Below are 20114 nucleotides of genomic sequence, written 5' to 3' on the forward strand. Positions count from 1 at the left end.
TCAAAGGTTCTCCTTCGTCTGTTTAACCTCCTACAGCACAACGGACGAAAATCTCATCGATATGAGAAAAAGACAGTCTTTGATATTTTGGGTGTTGTTTATGAGTATACCACTTCTACTCATCAGGTAGCATAGTAAAAAAATTGAGGCCCGTCAGGGTTTATTTGATATGCCCACTTTTATAAAATCTATAAAAGATAATAAAAAACTATATGGAAAGACCGCATTTTGTATAAAAATATACCTTAAGTTGATGGATGTGTGGCGCTACCCCATTAAGACAAGAATAGGAGAGAATTAAAATGTACCCTATAGAATAGACACTTAAAAAAATCTATTCTATAGGGTACAGATTAATCTATCGCCTTTTTTATTTTTTATCAAAAAATAAATTTAAATCAGTTTTATCCGTATCATAAGCTAAGGCTTCAGCAATACAATCTTGAATAATTTCCAATTTAGCTTTTTCAAAGAATGGTACTGAAAAAATATAATCCGATCCTGCCCTTTGAATAATCAATACATTTTGCAAACCACTACCTAAAATACCAATTCCGATTAATAGTAAAATAAGTCCGAATATAAAGTTACTTCCTATGGTATTAAAGGAAAAAAGAAGAATAATCAATCCTAATATAATGGGTTTTATTCTATACTGAGAAGAAATCATTGTAGAACTAATATTTTTTAAAGGAATGTTTTGATTATCTTTTCCAGCAGGAATAAACCCTAATATAGTGTTTCCGGTGGATACTTTTACAAATCTTGAATCAACTGAAACAAATCCTTTAATCCAAAAAAACAAAAGTGACAAAGAAAAATCTGTTTTTTTCTCCATTTTATCCTCCTAAAATGTAAAATATTCAATTTATGAAAATAGTATATCAAATTTTCCGTAAATTGGGAATGGTGCAATTTATTCTTTGTAGGTAACACTTTTTTCTTTGTTGCTGGTTCCTTCAACCTTTTCACTGTTTGTTTTTTTGTTAATATTCTATTTATGAAAAAGATTATATTTAATAGAATTCTTCCAACGAAAACGGAAACTTCTTTTATCTTCCAATTATTTATTAGGATTGCATAAAGGATTGGAAGTAGTATAAGGGCCAAAATTCTGATTTTTTTCTATCTCTCCGTCTCAAAAAACTCAATCCACTCTCCATCAGGACCAGCGAAGAATATGTAACGTGTTCCATCTGGTAATGTTTCGATTTCTTCTCCTAGTAAAAAGGTTACGCCGTGTTTCTGTAGTCTTTTAATTTCATCTTCTAACGAATCTACTTTAAAGCAAATGTGATGTACTTTTCCTTCTGCCGGAAGGGAAGAGTTGTAGCCTTCAATTAATTCGAGTATCGTCTCTTTTGATTCTTCCACACCTAAAAAAGCGAGTTTTAAGTCTGGATTCGGGTGCCCCATTCGCTTAATGAGCTGTAAGCCGACTACTTCTTCATAAAATGAGATGGATGTTTCTAAGTTTGCGACCATAAGTCCTACGTGTTCAATCCTTCTAACTGGCATGTAGATTCCTTCTTTCTGAAAATTATATATAAAATAATATTGAAAATTAAGAAAATAAGCAAGATATAATTGTTACAATTTTTAGGGCGTTATATGGTATAGTGAGAAAGTATGTTTGGGGAGAAGGAAGGAGATTATACGATGAATACACCTACTCAAACTCCTTCATTATCGGAAACGATGAAAGAGTGGCATTATGCATTAGCGTATGAAATTAAACATTGGAAAACGATAGGTGGTAGTAAGATTTCTATCATGAACGGTCGTTTTTTATATACAGATTATGAGAATACAGTATACGTATTTCAGCTTATTTCGGAAGTAAGCTTACCTGAAGGTTCACCAATTCGAATTGAGTTCGATGGTGAGGAAGCGACAGGGGAAGTATTATCTGTACATGGATTAGAAATTGAACTGAAATTAAATGATTATATACAAGGTGAAATACGAGAAGCGGTTTTATATAGTGAACCGTGGCAATTGCTTGAACAGCTGCAAGAGCGATTAAAAGAAGCGCGTCAAGATAAGCAAAGACGTCAAAGAATTAAACGTTTAGTAGACGGGACGAGTAGTCCGAAGCATCTTGAAAAAATGAAAAATACGAAAAATGAATTGGCGTATCGTTCATTTTACAATCCGACAACGTACGTGTGGGGACCACCTGGAACAGGGAAGTCTTACAATTTATCACGTATTATTTCGGCTCATTATCAAAAAGGGAAATCGGTACTTGTGTTAGCTCATAGTAACGCAGCTGTTGACGTATTAATGAGTGAAGTAACGAAGCAAATTGAAAAGAAAAAGAAATGGACGCCTGGTGAAATTGTTCGTTACGGTTATAGTCAACATGAACATATACGAAATCATGAAACGTTACTTGCGTCGAAGTTAGTAGAAACGACGAACGGATCATGGGGAGAAGAAAGACTTTATTTAGAAGAAACACGCCAAGAGCTTCGTGAAAAGATTTTATCATATAAAGCGACGTCTGCTGATAAGAAGCGTATACAAGAGATTGAAAGTGATCTTCGAAAGCAGAAAGCAAAAATTAAAGAAGTAGAAAAAGAATACATTGAAAATGCGAAAGTAATCGGCGCGACTTTATCGAAATGTGCTATTGATGCGCTTATTTATGAGCGTACATTTGATTTAGTTGTCGTAGATGAAGTGAGTATGGCGTTCGTTCCACAAATCGCATTAGCTGCTTCACTTGGAAAACGTATTGTCGTTTGTGGTGACTTTTTACAGTTACCTCCAATTGCGATGGCAAACCATGAACTCGTTCGCAAATGGCTTGGCGAAGATATGTTTTACCATGCCGGGATTGTTGAGTCTGTTAATAAATCAGAAGCACATCCGAACCTTTTTATGTTGCAGGAACAAAGACGTATGCATGCGGATATATCTAAGTTTACAAACTCATTTATTTATAAAAATAGAGTATACGATCATCCGTCAGTTTCAGAACGGAAAGAACTTGCGCGATTGCAGCCGTTCGCAAATGAAGCAAGTGTTTTATTTGATACGAGTTTAATGGGAGCATTTTCATTAAAAGACGCTGCTTCTGGTTCTCGTTTTAATATTATGTCTGGTTTAGTAGCGATGCAAATGATGTTAATCGGACTGTTAGACGGTGTTCAATCGATCGGTGTCGTTACACCTTACAGAGCACAGTCTCGTTTTTTATCAACGTGTATTAGAGAAATGTTGCAGAAAACGAAGTATCGACACATACCAGTTTTAGCGGCGACAGTTCATAAGTTCCAAGGTTCTGAAAGAGATATGATGATCTTTGATACGGTGGATAGTTATCCGCAAGAACGACCTGGCGTGTTATTCTTTGACCATAAAAACCATCGTCTCGTTAATGTAGCAGTAACGAGAGCGAGAGGGAAGTTCATTCAATTATCAGATTGCCACTACATGCGTAAAAACTTATCGAGAAAACAAGCGTTGTCACAATTAACAGCTCATATAGAACGTCACGGAGATGTGTATGATCGCACGACATCAAGACAATTGTGGGAACGGAAAATCTCGAAACGATTACGCTGGTTTATGGAAATGAATCTTGAAGAACCGAAAGGGTTATTGAAAGATATTTTATCTGCGAAACGAAAAATCGTTATTTCACTTCCAAGCACAAAGCAAGTGGATAAACGAGTATGGCAAGCGTTAATGCGTACAAATGCGCAAATAACAGTGTATAGTGATGGACCAGTTCCATTGAAGAATGTAAAGTTACAAAGACAAAATAAAGCATTCCCGTTTATCGTAATTGATGATGAAATCTTCTGGGCAGGCGCACCGCTCACATCTCAAATGATGTTTGAAGGTAGTACGGAATTTCCGTACGTATGTGCAAGACTGCAAGCACCAGAAACAATCGGTGTATTAAAAGGATTTTTAGATATTCGGTAAATTCGGATAGGAATTCCTTGACTTTTGCTTGGAATGAACTTAGAATGAAAATAATTTAATATAATTTTATGAAAATTCTTATCACGAGAGGTGGAGGGACTGGCCCTACGAGACCTCGGCAGCGGATTCTTTATGAATACTGTGCCAATTCCAGCAAGGTAACTTGAAAGATAAGAAAGAAGCTCATTTTGACTGTATATGCAGAAGCCTCTTTCTATCTTTTAGAAAGAGGCTTTTTTACGTGAAAATAAAAGGAGGAAGAAAAATGGGAGCGACTGGAGTAACGTCACAAAGAAAAACAATTGAAGAGAGTATAGAAAGAAATAAGGAAAAGTACATAGAAACGAGTCATAATATTCATGCGAATCCGGAGATTGGTAATCAAGAGTTTTACGCATCAAGAACGTTAAGTTTATTGCTAGGAAGTGCAGGATTCCAATTGCAGCACAATATTGCTGGACATGAAACAGGATTTATCGCGCGAAAAAGCTCAGGAAAACAAGGGCCAGTTATCGCATTTTTAGCGGAGTATGACGCTTTACCAGGAATCGGCCATGCGTGTGGTCACAATTTAATTGGGACAATTAGCGTAGCGGCAGCAATTGCATTATCAGAAACGCTTGAAGAAATCGGCGGGGAAGTTGTCGTATTCGGAACACCGGCTGAAGAAGGAGGACCAAACGGTAGTGCGAAAGCGAGCTATGTAAAAGCAGGTTTATTTAAAAATATTGATGCGGCGCTTATGATTCATCCGAGCGGAAAAACAGCGACAACGAGTCCATCACTAGCAGTCGATCCACTTGATTTTCATTTTTACGGAAAAACAGCTCACGCCGCAGCTTCACCAGAAGAAGGGATTAATGCATTAGATGCGGTGATTCAGCTGTACAACAGTATTAACGCACTTCGCCAACAACTTCCGTCAGATGTAAGAATTCATGGTGTTATTACAGAGGGCGGAAAAGCACCTAACATTATTCCTGACTACGCCGCAGCAAGATTCTTCATCCGCGCAGCAACGAGAAAAAGATGTGCGGAAGTAACAGAAAAAGTAAGAAATATCGCACAGGGAGCAGCATTAGCAACAGGTACGAAAGTAAAAATTCATCAATTCCAAAATGAAATCGATGAACTACTCGTAACAAAAACATATAACGACGTCGTAGCAGAAGAATTAGAATTACAAGGTGAAGACGTAAACCGTAAAGAAAGAGTGGGCATTGGTTCAACAGACGCAGGAAACGTAAGCCAAGTCGTACCGACCATTCATCCGTACATTAAAATCGGCCCAGATGACTTAATTGCGCATACGAATGAATTTAGAGAAGCAGCGCGTTCAGAACTAGGAGATAAAGCATTAATTACATCGGCAAAAGCATTAGCGAATACAGCGTATCGATTAATTACAGAAGAAGGGTTGTTAGAGAAGGTGAAGGAGGAGTTTAAGGAGGCGCAGAGGAATCAGGGGTAGATGGTTAAAGGGAGTGGGGGATCCACTCCCTTTTCTTTTTTGAGTAAATCTGATGCCTATTGATTTAAATAAAGTGTTCATTTTCACATTGAGATGCCAATTCTCTTATTCCTTTATCAGAACGACAATTTCTCCTCAAACTCACTCTTTAAAACAATTAAAGGAGACGATAATCCGAATTGCATTAAAGAGTCTAAAAATGTAGCGAGAGAATCCATCGAATCGCTCATGACCTTCATCATATAATTAAATTCCCCGCTAATTCGATATAAATCAGTTACTTCAGGAGCGGCATTACAAAATTGGATAAAATCAGAGCATTGGCTCGTTTTAAACATGATAAATGCTTGAATGTTTTTATTAATTTTGGAAGGCTCAAATTTCGTTCGGTAAGCTGCTATAACTCCTTGATCTTCAAGTTTATTTATACGCTCTTTTACAGCAGGTTGCGTCATGGATATAATTCGTCCTATTTCTGAAACAGAAATTCTCGCATTTTCATACAACAAGTTCATAATTTTATGATCGATTTCATCCAGTTTTACTGCGTTTTGCATTGTGTAGCCTCCTTATTTTATTTTTTTAAGTAAATCACAGATTATAACTATAATATCATAAGTGAATGAACTAAATTACCTATAAATCTATATTTAAAATTATTGGTGTTTGCATGAAAATATAAGTATAGCATTCATCAAACGGAAATTTAGGAAGGATGGAAAAAATGAAGAATCTTGATGGGAAAGTAGCGTTAGTAACAGGGGCGAGTCGCGGTATTGGTCGGGCGATTGCGATGAGATTGGCAAAAGACGGTGCATTAGTTGCGATTCACTACGGCCGAAATAAGGCAGCTGCAGAGGAAACAATTAGTGAGATTGAATCTAATGGAGGAAAGGCATTCTTAATTGAAGCTGATCTCAATTCAATTGATGGTGTCAAAAAGTTAGTAGTACAATTAAAGAATGAATTGCACATAAGAATTGGTACATCAGAGATTGATATTTTAGTAAACAATGCAGGGATAGGTACACAAGGAACAATTGAAAATACGACAGAAGAAGTTTTTGATGAAATTATGTCTGTAAATATTAAAGCACCATTCTTCCTAATTCAGCAAACATTACCGTTACTACGAGCAGAGGGGCGCGTTATTAACATTTCATCAGCTGAAGTAAGACTTGGTTTTACAGGGTCTATTGCATATGGTTTAAGTAAAGGTGCACTAAATACGATGACACTTCCTCTAGCTAAACATCTCGGAGAAAGAGGTATAACAGTGAATACAATTATGCCTGGATATACGAAGACAGATATTAATGCGAAATTGCTAGATAATCCAGAAATACGAAATTTTGCTACGAATTCATCTGTTTTCGGGCGAATAGGGCAAGTTGAAGATATTGCAGATGCAGTAGCATTCCTTGCTTCTTCTGATAGCCGCTGGGTAACAGGGCAGATTTTAGATGTTTCTGGTGGGTTTTGTTTGTAGGGGCACTACTCAATACCCATCAAGCTAATCAAGTAAATTACTAGTTATGAAATGATCCTTGTTTCATATCTGGTAATTTATAGAAAGGTAGGCGTGCTAAAGAAACCTATTAAAACGTGATTTTTTTGCTAGGAAACTTGAATAAGGGAGCTATTTTTAATTATTCGTAATCTAAAATAATCAAATTTTATTTTACAGTAACAATAAAACAAAATTATTGACCATGCGGTACAAAAAAGAGTATTCTATTAATGTTATCTTTAAAATGAGAGGAGGATACGATTGAATAAACGCGGCAGACCCCGAGAGTTTGATTATTCCTCAATTGTAGATGTTGCAATGAAAACATTTTGGTTAAGAGGATATGAAGGGTGTTCTACACAAGATTTATGCAGTGATACAGGACTTGGAAAAGGAAGTTTATACAATACTTTCGGTAGTAAACATGAACTGTATAAACAAGTATTAGAACGCTACCATGAAATTGGGATTAGGGAACAAAAGAAATTGTTAGATACTCCAATTCCAGTTAAAGAACGATTAAGTAATTTTTTTGAATGGGCATTGAAAGAAGACTTTGAGAATATTGATCAAAAAGGATGTTTATTGATTAATGCCAGTATAGAACGTGCCAAAAACGATTTAATGGTACAAGAAATTTTCTCGAAGCATGTTGAACTTCTTAAACAAGCTATTGAAACAGTGATGGAGGAAGGATTGCAAACAGGTGAAATTTCAAAGAAGCAATCAGCTGAGGAATTAGCTAGTCTACTTTTAAGCAGTTATTACGGATTCCGTGTTCTTAATGTATCGATGCAAAATCGGATGTTGTCTGAACAAGTTATCAAAGGAACAATTGAGTCTATTTGTGGCGCTTAGTGCGCTCTTTTTTTACACCATTTTTGTACCGGTCATTACAATAATGAATAAGGAGTGTTTTTATGCCATCGATTATTTATTTATTAGCTTTAGCAATCTTTTGTATGACTACATCAGAATTTATGGTTGCAGGTATGATGAATGAACTTGCTCTTGCATTCCAGGTTTCTGTATCATCTATTGGATATTTAATTTCAGCTTATGCAGGAGCAATGGTAATAGGAGGCCCCATTTTAACTGCAATCCTCTTACGAATGCGCAGCAAACAAGCATTATTGTTTTTAATTTTCGTATTTTTAATTGGTCAATCGCTCGGAGCTATTGCTTGGAACTATGATATTATGATGATTTCACGTATTATAACTGGTATTGCTTCAGCTTCAGCTTTTGGAGTTGCGATTTCCTTTTCTGCAACATTGGTTCACTCTGATTCAAGGGGAAAAGCTGCATCAATTGTACTTGCAGGTTTAATGTTCGCAACTGTATTAGGTTTACCTATAACAACCGTTATTTCGCAATATTTTGGCTGGCGTATTAGTTTTGGGGCTGTTTCTGTTCTTGTGCTAGTATCAGGGATTATGATTCAACGGTTGTTACCATCATCTTCAAATAAAGAGCAATTAAATTGGAAAGACGAACTTCTGCGATTTAAGAATATTCATCTTTGGGCAGCGTACGTAACAAGTATGTTCATTATTGGTGGTACGTTTGCAGCATTTAGTTATTTCACTCCGATCTTTACAAATGTCACAGGCTTTTCAAGTGCAAGTATCCCATATTTACTTGCTCTCTATGGTAGTGCGACGGTAATTGGCAATATAATAATTGGCAAGTTCGCTGATAAATTTACAATGAAAATACTTATGGGTGGATTAATTATATTAATCATAGCATTGTCTTTATTTGCTTTAAGTGCAGAGAATAAATACATTGCAGTTATTTCTACGATTTTTATTGGTTTAACTGGTGTAGCATTGAATCCAGCTATGGTTGCGAGGGTGATGAAAACAGCTAGTAATGGAATAATGATAAATACCGTTCATAGTTCTTTTATTACGCTAGGTATTGTTATTGGTTCGTCACTAGGTGGTCTTGGGATCAGTAAAGGATATGGTTTTGTATCTCCGCTATGGATTGGAGCTTGTTTAGCTATCCTTGGGGTAATTTCGTTATTCCCATATTTACATAAAGGAAAGGCAGATTAAGATGTTTAAAATTTCTTTATATGGGGGAGCACCACATCACCATCAAGCTAATATTTTCATATCCCCCTAAATTAAAATTTTCTTTCTCTACAGATAGTTATTCTGAGAAGTCGCTCATTTTTTCGTTTTGGGGCATTTCTTTTTCTTAAGTTGATGGGCATGGTCCACATGGACAGCTTATTTACATAATTCTCGTTATAGGAAGGAAATATCAATCACTGAGCATTAACATTCTTTAACTAAGTAACAGTTCCAAAACTGATTTTTAATAGAAAAAAAGGGTTACAGATTCAATTGTAACCCTTTTTCCAAATGTTTTTTGTTTTATACGATTTCTATAATGATTATAGGACTGAAGTATGGTTCGAAATAGCGTTGATTATATGATCCCAATCGTCACAGTGAATCTCGTGACCTGATCCTTCTAGGGTTAGTAACAAAGCATGCGAAATTTCATTAACAAGAGCAAGAGCATGCTCGTATGGAAGTACTGTATCTTCTGTACCATGAATAACCAAAGTAGGTGTATTTATCCCTTTTAACTTCCCCTCATAAGAATCATCGCCTTTAAGAAGGGAATGATTAAACATACTGAGTAGGTTATTTGCTCGTTTTATTTCTTTTTCTACTTGCTTATAAACCCTCTTCTCATCGAATTTATGCTTTGAACCACAGAGTAAAGCTGATCCTGCAACCAAATAATTTGCAACAGATTCTTCATGCGACCAATTTAGTTTGGTCGCATTAGCATGGTAAGCGAGTATCTTCTCATCGATCGGAGGCAAATTTCGATTGTTGTCTTCAGAACCAAAAATACCTGATGCAATCAAAGTTATACTTAGAACTCTCTGAGGGTTCCTTAAAGCTAGAATTTGAGCAATCATTCCGCCCAATGACATTCCAACAATATGTGCTTCGTCAATATGATATGCATCGAGTACCCCAATCGCATCATCAGCCATATCTACCACAGTATAGTGGGAACTCCCTGGCTCATAAGTAGTTGACCGTCCGACATCTCTATTATCATAACGAATAACATATCGGCCTGTATCAGCTAATTGTTGACAAAATTCCTCATCCCAATAAACCATTGAACACATGGCTCCCATAATCAGTAAGACTGTTGGATTTGCTGAATTGCCAAAGCTCTCTGTACATATATCAATTTCATTAATTTTAATAATCTTTTCAGTCATGATTAACTCCTCATTTCATTCGTATTTTGTTAATAAAAAAAGACACAATCAAATAAACCCATATATTTTGAAAAAAAAGTTGGGCATAACGAATTGTGTTTTAAAATTAACGTAAACGAATGAACTTGATAATCATGTTAAACACTCTCCTATAAAAAGGGAATAAGGGTAAAACCCTTATTTTGATTATAACATAGCTCTATCAGTAGTAATATAGGTTCACTTTTTCTTATTTTATAATTTAAAAAATAATTCTTATTGTATGAATTTGCACTCTTAGTTGAAGAAAAGACGATGTATACAATATCCAAACCTAATTAACATAACGTATCATTATCGGTAGCAAGTTTTTCATAGAATCCTTGTTTTTACTAAATTTTTTGTCTCTATTTCTATCTATCTCTTATACAAGATTTTATACATCATTGATATAGCGGGGATTCTAGGGATCTTCGCTATTCTTTTTTGCATAAAATCTTGTATAAAAAAGTAGTTAGACTAATGTGTTTTACTCTGGTTCATTTCAAAATATAATTGAAAATTCATCTTTAAATTAAAAAAGAAGGTATTACCTTTATATATTAATAACTTCGAAATATTGTATAACATCTAATTTTTATGCATTATTGATTAGCATTGCTTATTGTGCTAACGGATCAGGATTGTGTGGCGACCGACCGACTAAATAGTTGCTTATCCTCAATTATTAGAAGGAAAGTTCTATCATTTCGCGAATTTATTAGACATAGACGAATGCTATAATTTTCTATATCTCCATAAAGAGGTGACAACGCATGAATCAAAGACCGTCAGAAGAAGAATACGCCGGGAGCTCCGGCGTATATATCCGTTTGGTGCCGGAAGGTAACATCATCGACATTCTGCTCGCCCAGGAAAAGCAAATGACCGAGCTCCTGGCATCGTTGACCGAAAGCCAGGCCGCGTATCGGTATGCGGAAGGAAAATGGACGCTGAAAGAAGTCGTGGGCCACATCGCAGACGCGGAACGCGTCATGACCTACCGCCTGCTCCGGTTCGCAAGAGGGGACCAGACGCCTCTGACCGGTTTCGATCAGGAATTGTTCATGCCGCCTTTTGGAAGCTGGACAACCGCACAATTGGCCGAAGACTATCGGGCCGTACGGCAATCAACGATCACATTGCTGAGCGGGCTACCGGCGGAGGCGTGGACCCGCAAGGGCACAGCCAACAACCTAAGCATTACGGCGCGCGCCCTCGCGTACGGCATCGCGGGACACGAACTTCATCACATGGGGGTCATCCGAAATCGGTACTTGAGTTAATCGTCGGCTGAGGCCTTTGGAATTGAACTAACGGGTAACTTTAACAAAATAAGGAATACAATTAAATAGCCTAAAATATGCAAATTTTTATACATAACTGCTTGTGTATTATGGAGTGAATCCAAATGCTATTAAAGCAATGAATGAAGTGAATATCGATATAACAAATCAAACATCAGATATGATTGATGCAAACATTTTAAATAGTGTTGATTTAGTCGTTACTCTTTGTAATTATACGGGTTATATGTGCCCAACTATACCCTCACAAGTGATGATCCGATAGGAAAAAGAGTGGTCTGAGTTTCAATGTATGAAACAATTTTTATAAATAAAGGAAAGAGCCAATCTTCTATTGCATAGGAGATTGGCTCTTTTTTACTATACATAAGCAAGACTGCATTGATTTACAAAAACTACCGAAATAAATAGAGAATATTCTGATAAAATGATAAAATGATAAAGTTAGAATAGAGTGGTTTCAGAAAGGTGGTTTAACTTATGATTTCTGAATTAAGCAAGAATGATTTTTATAAATGTAGCGGTTTAATAAATGAACACGGTCAATTAGAAGTCAAAGCTGTAATTGCAGGAGTGAATCCTGGTCGTATATTTGTAGATAATGTGACTTCTCCTAATTCGGGACTCATTTGGTTAGGTAATAATGATGGCTTCTTCTTTATTGGAGATGCCAAAAATACAGAATTTAATAATGCAATAAATGATTTTATCGATAAAATGATAGTACCTGAAGCAAAGAAGGTTGGACTCAATTGTTTTGAAGCAATTGGTAATCATTCAAAGTGGAACAAAACAATTGAAAGAATATTTCAGCACCGTAACTTAAAGAGTTGGAATCAAAGAGTGTATACGCTAAGAAAAGAGGATTATGAAAATCATCATGAGCCCAAATTTGAACAGGGATATACTGTGCTGAAAATGAGTAAAGCTCTCTATGAAAATAATAATAATACATTTAAGAACATTGATTTTTTACAATCAAAAATTTTAGAGTTTTGGTCTTCACCGGATTGTTTTTTCAATGAGGGAATCGGTTATTGCATTGTTTATGACGATTTAATTGTGAGTGTTTGTTTTTCAGGGTTTGTATTTGAAAATATACACTGTATAGATATTGAAACAATAGAGGGGCACCAAGGGAGAAAATTAGCTCAAAAGATAGCTCATAGTTTGGTGAAAGATTGTTTGGAGAATGACATTATTCCATATTGGGACTGTATGGAATTGAACAAGCCTTCTGTTGCAGTTGTGGAAAATGTAGGGTTTACAAATGTTTTTAATTATGTAGGATATTATTTTCTATTTGAATAATTTGTTGAATATAGAAGTGGCTTTCTGAATTCGTACACCTAAGAAAGGAGAATATTATGAAGTACATACCGATACAAGGATTGGATACTATTACGATTACAGAAGCGATTGAATCTCATCATTGGGATTATTCAGCGGAACTCATTTCTAGTGATATAGAATTTATTAACACGAAAGAATTAGTTATGATAAAGAATCCAAAAATAAATAGTATACATGCTAATAAAGTAGTGCGTTTTAAGTTTCAAAATAATTTAGAGGAAGCACTGAAAAGGATATATCAATTTTACGGTGAATTATCTTTTTCATGGTGGGTTCCATCAACAAATGCACTGCTTATAAATCGACTAAATCAATCGGGATTTCAAACGATAGATGAATATACTGGACTCGCACTATCTTTAACTACCTTTGAAATCCCATCATGTAATCATAAGTTTTCGTACGATGAAGTAGAAACAGATGAACAGATTAGACAACTTGTTCAAGTCAGTTCTAAAATTTGGGGTTATGATCCTTCTTTAGAAGAAGAACTCTTTAAGCAAAGAAAAGATTACATAAAAGCAGGTAAAGGTACGTCTGGATATATTGTCTGTTATGAGGAAGAAAAAGCAGTAGGATACGCTAATTTTAGATATAGCTCCGATGGTACGACTGTATATTTGCATGGATCCGGAGTTTTACCAGAATACCGTCACAAGAGGATTTATTCCAATCTAGTATATAAAAGGTTACAGATTGCTAAGGAGAGAGGTATTACGTTAGCGACTTGCCAAGCAAGAAAAGGACATTCAGATCCGATTTTACGAAAAATAGGTTTCCAAGTATATGAAACCTATTGTCATATGGTGAAAAATCTAACGACTTAAAATTCATACGAGGTGAAAATAATGGTAATAAAACAAGACGAAATAAAAGTAGTAGTGGCAGCTGGTGCATTTAATAACAATCCGGGCTGGATTCAAACGCAAGAAGATGATCTTAACTTATTAGTTGAAACAATGTGGGAAGAAAGATTTGAACAGAACTCCATTTCAGCTATTTTAGCAGAGCATGTATGGGAGCATCTTACTTTTGAAGAAGGGGTAAAAGCAGCTAGCATTTGTTATAAATTCTTAAAACCATCAGGTCATATTCGGTGCGGTGTCCCTGATGCATTTTTCCGAGATGAAACATATCAAAATATAGTGCAAGTAGGCGGACCTGGCCCGAAAGACCATCCAGCTGCAAGTCATAAAATCGTTTATAATTATAAAACATTAACGAAAATGTTTGAAACAGCTGGATTTGAAGTAGTTTTACTGGAATATTGCAATGAAAATGGGCAATTTTATTACAAAGAATGGGACGCAAATGATGGCGTTATTTTCCGATCAAAAAGATATGACCCTAGAAATCAAGGAGATAAACTTGGTTGCCCATCGTTAATTGTGGATGCAATTAAACGGTAAGGCATGCGTTAGTTAAATAAGTTTATGAGCCGCAAATGCGGCTTTTTTGTTTGTATTGTAATTATTTCTGAGGTTCTTTTTCGAAAAATTGAATGATTTTTTTAGAATTATCTTCACGTAGATCATAACCTTCACCGTGTGTTTCATCGCTCGCTTTTGCTATTACGATGTCACCATCAGACTCTATCCAAACAAAGAATTCTTGTATAGAATTATCTTGATAAGTAACCTTCATTTTTGAATGCATATGGTTTTTGGCATCTTGATCTAGAAGTAGTGTTTTTTTCTCTGCGCTTTCCATACTTGTGAAAATTGTTTTCATATTTTCTTTGTTTACTACTTGATTACTACTTTTTGAATTCACAGGACTAATCTCAAGTTTTTTCACTTCTTTTTGTTCAAACATAAAGTTTTCATATACAATTTCTTTTTCTTTCACTGCTGTAGATGCTACTTTATTGGAAGCTTTCGTTTCATTTGAATTACTTGTACATCCAATTAATAAGGTAATACTTAATGCTCCAATTATACCGAATTTTAAGGTCTTCAATAATATGCCTCCCATCTCCTGTTTTCTATAATTCTATTTCCTATTTGAAATATCCTAGCTATGCTTAATTAAGTGAAATACATTTTGTTATGGGGAATAGGATGAATTGCATGTAACCTAATTTTTTGGATGGAAGGAGAGCATCTTACACACTGCACAGAATCTATTGCAGAATCGTTTGGAAAGAAGGCAAGAAAGATACATGATATTTCTAGTACGTTTCAAAGCTCAATTTTTCAAAGAAAATCTCATTTGGATGGGTATGCCCAGTTTATTAGTATGTTAGAAAGTATGGTAAGCGCATGTAAAGAAGTACGGGAGTAAATAAATCTAGCTAAATATTATATAGAGTGCGCATATACGAGTGAATTAGAGTTTATCGTACAAACAGACTTAGATCCTTTGAATGTTTTATGGGATTCAAATCAACAGGTAAAAGGAATTGTAGATTTTGAATCAATTGGATATGTAGAACGCATTGAAGGACTAGCCTTTTTAATAAAATGGTATTCTCGAACAGAAGGAATACAGTCTCATGAAGTATGTTCAAGTGTTGCTAGTTCATTTTTAGAAGGGTATAAGGCTCATAATATTTTAGCACCAAATGATTATAAGAGACTTTCTTCATTGTTATGGTTATCCAGTAGTTTGAATTGGAATTTTGTGAAGAAAACGCTAAGTGTATTAGATGATGCACGGCGGTTAGAGGAACATTTGAAAGTTTATAGAGTAAGGGGAGAAAGATTGTCTGCGCTAATAAGTAAGAAAAGAGCTAACTCGTGCGAGTAGGCTCTTTCGTTTATAGCCTATTTTACAATTGTTTTCTTAGTTTCTCAGGAATGTTCTTTTCAGAAATAATTTCGTAAGATTAGACATATTACGTGTGTTAGTTTCTACTGCGTATTCTTCCGTATCTCCAGATTCATCACCACCTTTTTCCTTCGATAAGTGGATGAAATCTGTCCAAATCCCCGTGTAACATGAAAGGTAGTAAGTATACAAGGTGGCCTATTCCTATTAAGTAAAATGAAATTCCTATAAAATGACTTTCGGAAGAGCGTGAGTCACATACAATAAGAATTATTGTTTCGTTATATGCAGAAAAAACACAAAAAAGCTATCCTTTCCTATGATTTTACAGAAAGAATAGCGTATTTAGAGAGTATTTTATTTTGTTAGCGTGATAGTGACGGTACCCCATGTATGGCTAGTTTCTTTTATAAACTCTATATTTACCAGACTGGTCTTACTCCCGATAAAAATTTATCTTCTCTTGCTCCATAAACTATTTTTGTTAAATCATCTCTAAGCATTTGCATTCGTTCAGCACCTATTTTTTCACTCCAGCGCTGTTCTATCTCAGCTAGTATTTCCCCTTTTGCTTTCACTACTAGCCAACCTCGTTTAGTCAAAACAATAGTTTTCCCTCTCTTATTAGTGTGATGAATTTGACGCATTACATAACCACTATCCTCAAGATAATCCAACATTTTACTCACAGCTTGCTTTGTAATTCCTAAATATTTGGCTATGTCTATACCTGTTGTTCCATCAATACTGACACATTTAAGTATAAAACCATGTGCAGGTTTAATATCGTCAAATCCTAATTCACTCAATCTGTCGTGTAGTTCATTAATCGATGCATTAAAAGACAATGACAAAAGAGTTGTAAGATCTAATTCACTAAAGACTTGATGATTCATACATAAAACCTCCTTGGAAAAGTCAATAAATTTTACTGTAATTATTCCTTATTTTACTATGGGGATAACAGTCAATCAAATTTACTTATTATATACTTATTTCACTGAGGTTATAACAGTCAATTAAGTTGACTTTGAATTAACATCATTGTAATATATGAATTGAAGTCAATTTGGTTGACTGGTTGTTTGTATTGTGAAAGAAAGGAGAATTGTTAAAAAAGAAAAAATGTTAGGATTCAAAGCTTATAACGGAAAGGACGAATGATAGAAGTGAATGAATTTAATCACGGTATAAATAAACCTGTAAAAGCAAACAGGTTATGGATAATTCTTGTATTAGGGACACTTACGGCAATTGGACCATTGGCTATTGATTTGTACTTGCCTTCTTTACCAAAAATAACGGATGATTTACAAACAAGCGCCTCTTTTACTCAGCTTACATTAACAGCATTTTTACTTGGGCTTGCGTTGGGACAATTATTCGTTGGTTCTATTAGTGATATTTATGGGCGACGCAAACCTTTAATTATTGCTCTTATTATTCTTGTTGTATCTTCTTTACTTTGCGCGGTAGCGCCATCTATTTGGAGTTTAATTCTTTTACGATTTTTACAAGGGGCTTCAGGTTCCGCAGGTATTGTTATATCACGTGCTATGGTACGTGATATGTACTCAGGTTCTGAAATGACAAAGTTTTTCTCACTGCTTATGTTAGTAAACGGAGCAGCACCGATTTTAGGTCCTATGATTGGAGGACAATTGTTAAAGGTTACATCATGGCATGGTGTCTTCGTTGTTCTTGGAGCAATATGTGTCTTTATGTTAGTATCCGTTATTTTTCTCTTACCTGAGACATTACCTCCAGAAGAGAGAGCGACAGGTGGCTTAACAGGAACATTATCAACATATAAGAGATTACTGAAAGATCGTTTGTTTATGGGGTATGCTTTATCCCAAGGGTTAGTAATAGGAGCGATGTTTGCTTATATCTCGGGATCACCGTTTGTGTTGCAAAATATATATGGAGCATCACCGCAAGAATTTAGTATGTTTTTTGCTCTTAATGGGATTGGTATCATTATTGCCACCCACATTACCGGCCGTTTAGCAGGGAAGGTAAGTGAGAAAACATTATTCGTATCTGGTATTGGGATTGCAGTTGTTGGTGGTATTTCCTTACTTCTCACGATTGTATTAGAAATTGGGTTAATTGGTGTTTTATGTTCATTATTCCTTATCGGATCAAGTGTTGGGGTTGTATCAACACCAGGTTTTTCTCTAGCAATGAAAAATCAAAAACAAGCTGCTGGCACAGCTGCAGCGCTGCTTGGGTTGTTCCAGTATATTTCTGGAGCGCTTGTTGCACCTTTAGTTGGGATTGGAGGTAGTAACACAGCACTTCCTATGGGAATTGTAATTGCCTTATGTGAAGTGGGAGCAGTAATATGTTATATATTTATGGCAAAGCGTAGTGAAAAACAATTGGCACTACGAGAAAAACAAGATATATCAGCATAAATGAAAGAGCCTACTCATAAGAGTAGGCTCTTTCATTTATATACTATTGTACAATCTTTTTCTTACTTTCTCTGGAATGTTCTTTTCAGAAATAACTTCGTAAGAATAGACATATTTTCCTTTTATATGAATTTTCAAGTAAGTTTTTCTCTGAATTACTCGCCACTTAGCAAAGTTTGAAGTGGGGATTCTCAGGTCCACGACGAGAGTAACTTTTCGTCTCCCTGAGCGTTACTTTGGGGGCTAGATGTCCAACGCTTGGAAGTTCTCTTGGTACGGTTGATATTTTACGCAGGAACCGAATCGCTTGGTTTTCGTACTCTATTTTCTTTCTGCAGCATCATATATCAAGTTATCAAAATTTGTTGGCTATACCGAACCGAAATGCATCTCCCACCGACCGCTTTACTATTGCCCTTTACACGCTGGAGGAAGGAGAATTCTTTCGATAAATATAAAGTTTCTTTTAATTGAACTGTTTGTAGAAAAACCATAAAGTTGTTTTGTATCGAACTTGTAAAATAGAATATTTCTCTATCAATCTCATTGGAAATTTGTAACAGAACTAATGAAACCAACTGCTTCTGCTACAAGGGTTGTTATGGTCGGCCAATCCCAATATAATGTAGTCCGTTTTTTACTATTTCATTTTGTTCAAGACAATTGCGGCCATCAATGATTTTACATCCTCGCATTAATTTTTGTACTCGTTGCCAATCAAGTGTTTTAAATTCATCCCATTCTGTGGCAATAACTATACAATCTGAATCTATAATAGAGGACTCCAATTCAGTATGTTGTGTAACTTGTTTTTTTACATGAGAAGGGCTATTGGATCATAAGTATGAATCTCGTAACCGAGAGGGTATTTCTCTATTTTAGTAGCGCAGCCTATGTCAGAAGGCGCAGCGTTAGCAATCGTGTGGTGGTATATATGGAGTATAGAACGTGCCTTTCGTACAAAACGTTTTCAAACTTAATTCTGGCCAATTCTCTTCTTTGCGCTACTAATGGGTATAAGGTTATCCTACGCACCGTTTGGAATTGTGCTTATTTTATTATTATGGCAACAATGGCATGAAGAGAAATGGCGATTTATAATCTTATTTTGTACAGCTATCCTTTCGCAACTAGTTTGGGTCAGTGCCCTTATTTGGAACATTGGTGGCATCAAGGGTTTGTGGGAAATTTCTTTTGGATTTGTAGAAGGGCATTTTACCGAATGGGGTGGAGCAGTTACAGATACGAGTGAACCACTCATTTCACGCCTCTATCGTCTACTTTCTGAAAACATCATCTTTGCAGGAATAGGTATCCACTCTTATTATTTGGTAGGTTTCTTTTTGTTCTTTTTGTTTCTGTTTGCTTTACAATGGAAAAATATACGTTGCTATCCAAAGGTTTTGATTGCTCTTGTAGTTTTCTATTTTCTTTGGAATTTATTTGGACAAAATATTGATAAACCTCGTCACTCTTATCCGATTGTAGCAATGTTACTTTGCATACTTGCTATTTCATGGTTAAAAAACAATCGTGGTATTATCTTGCTTTTGTTTGCAACCAGTCAACTTATGATGAGTATACCGCTCATGAAAGAACAACATGCGGAGGTACCAGCAACATATCAACTCGCGTCATATTTGGAGGGAAAAAAAGAGCCGTTTATTGTATACACTTGGGAAGAGACGAGGGTTATGGAATATTTACAAATGCCGTATGAACATAAACGTTTTTACACATATTCATATTTTTTACAAGATAAAAAGTATCATAAAAATGATAATATATATGTTACCAATCATCTCATTAAAGGATTTCAAAAACAAGGAATTCATATAGAAGACCAAGTTGAAAAGGAAGCCGTCTTTTATTCAAACCCATTATTTGATCCTGTTTATCATGAAATAGTTTTATACAAATGGAAAAAGGATTCTGTTGTAAAGTAAGTTAAAACGCAAGGAATATTGTCATAATTTATACTTTCATTAAGTGTGGGCCAGTATTTTTACCTGTATCGTTTATACTATTTGTTTTCAGAACGATAAATAAATATTGAACGGAACAT

General features: G+C 35.4%; 17 protein-coding genes, 4 pseudogenes and 1 riboswitch. Of the genes and pseudogenes, 13 read left to right on the forward strand and 8 right to left on the reverse strand.

What is annotated here, in order from left to right; translation table 11 throughout:
• Positions 1-370: 370 nt before the first annotated feature.
• Positions 371-838: a hypothetical protein gene (locus tag DN410_RS24245; protein WP_000412698.1), complete on the reverse strand. Its 468-nt coding sequence runs from the start codon at positions 836-838 to the stop codon at positions 371-373.
• 287 nt (positions 839-1125) lie between these two features.
• On the reverse strand, positions 1126-1518 hold the full coding sequence (locus DN410_RS24255) for a VOC family protein (protein WP_149178359.1): 393 nt from the start codon (positions 1516-1518) through the stop codon (positions 1126-1128).
• 111 nt (positions 1519-1629) lie between these two features.
• On the opposite strand from DN410_RS24255, the gene DN410_RS24260 reads away from it, so the two are divergent.
• Positions 1630-3939, forward strand: a complete 2310-nt coding sequence (locus DN410_RS24260; RefSeq protein WP_149178360.1) for an AAA domain-containing protein — start codon at positions 1630-1632, stop codon at positions 3937-3939.
• 75 nt (positions 3940-4014) lie between these two features.
• Positions 4015-4116, forward strand: a riboswitch (SAM riboswitch).
• An 88-nt stretch (positions 4117-4204) separates the two neighbouring features.
• Positions 4205-5410: a M20 family metallopeptidase gene (locus tag DN410_RS24265; protein ID WP_149178361.1), complete on the forward strand. Its 1206-nt coding sequence runs from the start codon at positions 4205-4207 to the stop codon at positions 5408-5410.
• 116 nt (positions 5411-5526) lie between these two features.
• Here the strand turns inward: DN410_RS24265 and DN410_RS24270 are convergent, their stop codons facing one another.
• The gene (locus tag DN410_RS24270) at positions 5527-5967 is read right to left on the reverse strand and encodes an Lrp/AsnC family transcriptional regulator (RefSeq protein WP_001178566.1); all 441 of its coding nucleotides are present in this window, start codon (positions 5965-5967) and stop codon (positions 5527-5529) included.
• 167 nt (positions 5968-6134) lie between these two features.
• Between DN410_RS24270 and DN410_RS24275 the strand changes: the two genes are divergently transcribed.
• From DN410_RS24275 to DN410_RS24285, 3 genes are all read left to right on the forward strand, one after another.
• Entirely contained in the window at positions 6135-6899 is a 765-nt protein-coding gene (locus DN410_RS24275; RefSeq protein WP_149178362.1) for an SDR family oxidoreductase, read from the forward strand.
• A gap of 282 nt (positions 6900-7181) precedes the next feature.
• Entirely contained in the window at positions 7182-7778 is a 597-nt protein-coding gene (locus DN410_RS24280) for a TetR/AcrR family transcriptional regulator (protein WP_149178363.1), read from the forward strand.
• Between the two features lie 62 nt (positions 7779-7840).
• The gene (locus tag DN410_RS24285) at positions 7841-8983 is read left to right on the forward strand and encodes an MFS transporter (protein ID WP_149178364.1); all 1143 of its coding nucleotides are present in this window, start codon (positions 7841-7843) and stop codon (positions 8981-8983) included.
• A gap of 344 nt (positions 8984-9327) precedes the next feature.
• Here DN410_RS24285 and mle read toward each other — a convergent pair whose 3' ends face one another.
• On the reverse strand, positions 9328-10182 hold the full coding sequence (gene mle / locus DN410_RS24290) for an alpha/beta fold macrolide esterase (RefSeq protein ID WP_149178365.1): 855 nt from the start codon (positions 10180-10182) through the stop codon (positions 9328-9330).
• 794 nt (positions 10183-10976) lie between these two features.
• Here mle and DN410_RS24295 point away from each other — a divergent pair.
• From DN410_RS24295 to DN410_RS24315, 5 genes and pseudogenes are all read left to right on the forward strand, one after another.
• Positions 10977-11486 carry a DinB family protein gene (locus DN410_RS24295; protein ID WP_149178366.1) on the forward strand — a complete coding sequence of 170 codons (510 nt, stop codon included), beginning with the start codon at positions 10977-10979 and terminating at the stop codon, positions 11484-11486.
• A gap of 109 nt (positions 11487-11595) precedes the next feature.
• Positions 11596-11760: pseudogene (locus DN410_RS24300) on the forward strand (low molecular weight phosphatase family protein); the annotation flags it as partial.
• A 227-nt stretch (positions 11761-11987) separates the two neighbouring features.
• Positions 11988-12818 carry a GNAT family N-acetyltransferase gene (locus DN410_RS24305; protein ID WP_149178367.1) on the forward strand — a complete coding sequence of 277 codons (831 nt, stop codon included), beginning with the start codon at positions 11988-11990 and terminating at the stop codon, positions 12816-12818.
• Positions 12819-12874: 56 nt separating this feature from the next.
• The gene (locus DN410_RS24310; protein ID WP_149178368.1) at positions 12875-13687 is read left to right on the forward strand and encodes a GNAT family N-acetyltransferase; all 813 of its coding nucleotides are present in this window, start codon (positions 12875-12877) and stop codon (positions 13685-13687) included.
• Between the two features lie 21 nt (positions 13688-13708).
• A complete protein-coding gene (locus DN410_RS24315) occupies positions 13709-14269 on the forward strand; it encodes a class I SAM-dependent methyltransferase (protein ID WP_149178369.1) in 561 nt (186 codons plus the stop codon).
• A gap of 61 nt (positions 14270-14330) precedes the next feature.
• Here DN410_RS24315 and DN410_RS24320 read toward each other — a convergent pair whose 3' ends face one another.
• On the reverse strand, positions 14331-14819 hold the full coding sequence (locus DN410_RS24320; protein WP_149178370.1) for a hypothetical protein: 489 nt from the start codon (positions 14817-14819) through the stop codon (positions 14331-14333).
• Between the two features lie 126 nt (positions 14820-14945).
• Between DN410_RS24320 and DN410_RS24325 the strand changes: the two are divergent.
• Positions 14946-15608: pseudogene (locus DN410_RS24325) on the forward strand (phosphotransferase); the annotation flags it as partial.
• A gap of 443 nt (positions 15609-16051) precedes the next feature.
• Here DN410_RS24325 and DN410_RS24330 read toward each other — a convergent pair.
• Positions 16052-16525, reverse strand: coding sequence for a MarR family winged helix-turn-helix transcriptional regulator (locus DN410_RS24330; RefSeq protein WP_149178371.1), 474 nt, complete (start codon positions 16523-16525; stop codon positions 16052-16054).
• Positions 16526-16789: 264 nt separating this feature from the next.
• On the opposite strand from DN410_RS24330, the gene DN410_RS24335 reads away from it, so the two are divergent.
• On the forward strand, positions 16790-18049 hold the full coding sequence (locus DN410_RS24335; RefSeq protein WP_149178372.1) for a multidrug effflux MFS transporter: 1260 nt from the start codon (positions 16790-16792) through the stop codon (positions 18047-18049).
• A 36-nt stretch (positions 18050-18085) separates the two neighbouring features.
• On the opposite strand, the pseudogene DN410_RS28925 reads toward DN410_RS24335, so the two are convergent.
• Both DN410_RS28925 and DN410_RS24345 read right to left on the reverse strand, forming a co-directional pair.
• Positions 18086-18202 (reverse strand): annotated as a pseudogene (locus DN410_RS28925) (YxeA family protein); the annotation flags it as partial.
• 446 nt (positions 18203-18648) lie between these two features.
• A pseudogene (locus DN410_RS24345) lies at positions 18649-18914 on the reverse strand (UDP binding domain-containing protein); the annotation flags it as partial.
• Positions 18915-19059: 145 nt separating this feature from the next.
• Here DN410_RS24345 and DN410_RS24350 point away from each other — a divergent pair.
• A complete protein-coding gene (locus DN410_RS24350; RefSeq protein WP_255446829.1) occupies positions 19060-19995 on the forward strand; it encodes a hypothetical protein in 936 nt (311 codons plus the stop codon).
• The last annotated feature ends 119 nt before the right edge of the window (positions 19996-20114 follow it).

Origin of the sequence: Bacillus sp. SH5-2, assembly GCF_008368905.1 — a bacterium.
In the GTDB taxonomy this organism is placed as follows: Bacteria; Bacillota; Bacilli; order Bacillales; family Bacillaceae_G; genus Bacillus_A; species Bacillus_A luti.

Bases quoted from the DNA above. Each gene is read 5' to 3' on its own strand.
- DN410_RS24310 (WP_149178368.1), top strand. From the start codon at position 12,875: ATGAAGTACATACCGATACAAGGATTGGATACTATTACGATTACAGAA.
- DN410_RS24315 (WP_149178369.1), top strand. From the start codon at position 13,709: ATGGTAATAAAACAAGACGAAATAAAAGTAGTAGTGGCAGCTGGTGCA.
- DN410_RS24275 (WP_149178362.1), top strand. From the start codon at position 6,135: ATGAAGAATCTTGATGGGAAAGTAGCGTTAGTAACAGGGGCGAGTCGC.
- mle (WP_149178365.1), bottom strand. From the start codon at position 10,182: ATGACTGAAAAGATTATTAAAATTAATGAAATTGATATATGTACAGAG.
- DN410_RS24330 (WP_149178371.1), bottom strand. From the start codon at position 16,525: ATGAATCATCAAGTCTTTAGTGAATTAGATCTTACAACTCTTTTGTCA.
- DN410_RS24350 (WP_255446829.1), top strand. From the start codon at position 19,060: ATGGGTATAAGGTTATCCTACGCACCGTTTGGAATTGTGCTTATTTTA.
- DN410_RS24245 (WP_000412698.1), bottom strand. From the start codon at position 838: ATGGAGAAAAAAACAGATTTTTCTTTGTCACTTTTGTTTTTTTGGATT.
- DN410_RS24285 (WP_149178364.1), top strand. From the start codon at position 7,841: ATGCCATCGATTATTTATTTATTAGCTTTAGCAATCTTTTGTATGACT.
- DN410_RS24335 (WP_149178372.1), top strand. From the start codon at position 16,790: ATGATAGAAGTGAATGAATTTAATCACGGTATAAATAAACCTGTAAAA.
- DN410_RS24295 (WP_149178366.1), top strand. From the start codon at position 10,977: ATGAATCAAAGACCGTCAGAAGAAGAATACGCCGGGAGCTCCGGCGTA.
- DN410_RS24305 (WP_149178367.1), top strand. From the start codon at position 11,988: ATGATTTCTGAATTAAGCAAGAATGATTTTTATAAATGTAGCGGTTTA.
- DN410_RS24255 (WP_149178359.1), bottom strand. From the start codon at position 1,518: ATGCCAGTTAGAAGGATTGAACACGTAGGACTTATGGTCGCAAACTTA.
- DN410_RS24265 (WP_149178361.1), top strand. From the start codon at position 4,205: ATGGGAGCGACTGGAGTAACGTCACAAAGAAAAACAATTGAAGAGAGT.
- DN410_RS24260 (WP_149178360.1), top strand. From the start codon at position 1,630: ATGTTTGGGGAGAAGGAAGGAGATTATACGATGAATACACCTACTCAA.
- DN410_RS24270 (WP_001178566.1), bottom strand. From the start codon at position 5,967: ATGCAAAACGCAGTAAAACTGGATGAAATCGATCATAAAATTATGAAC.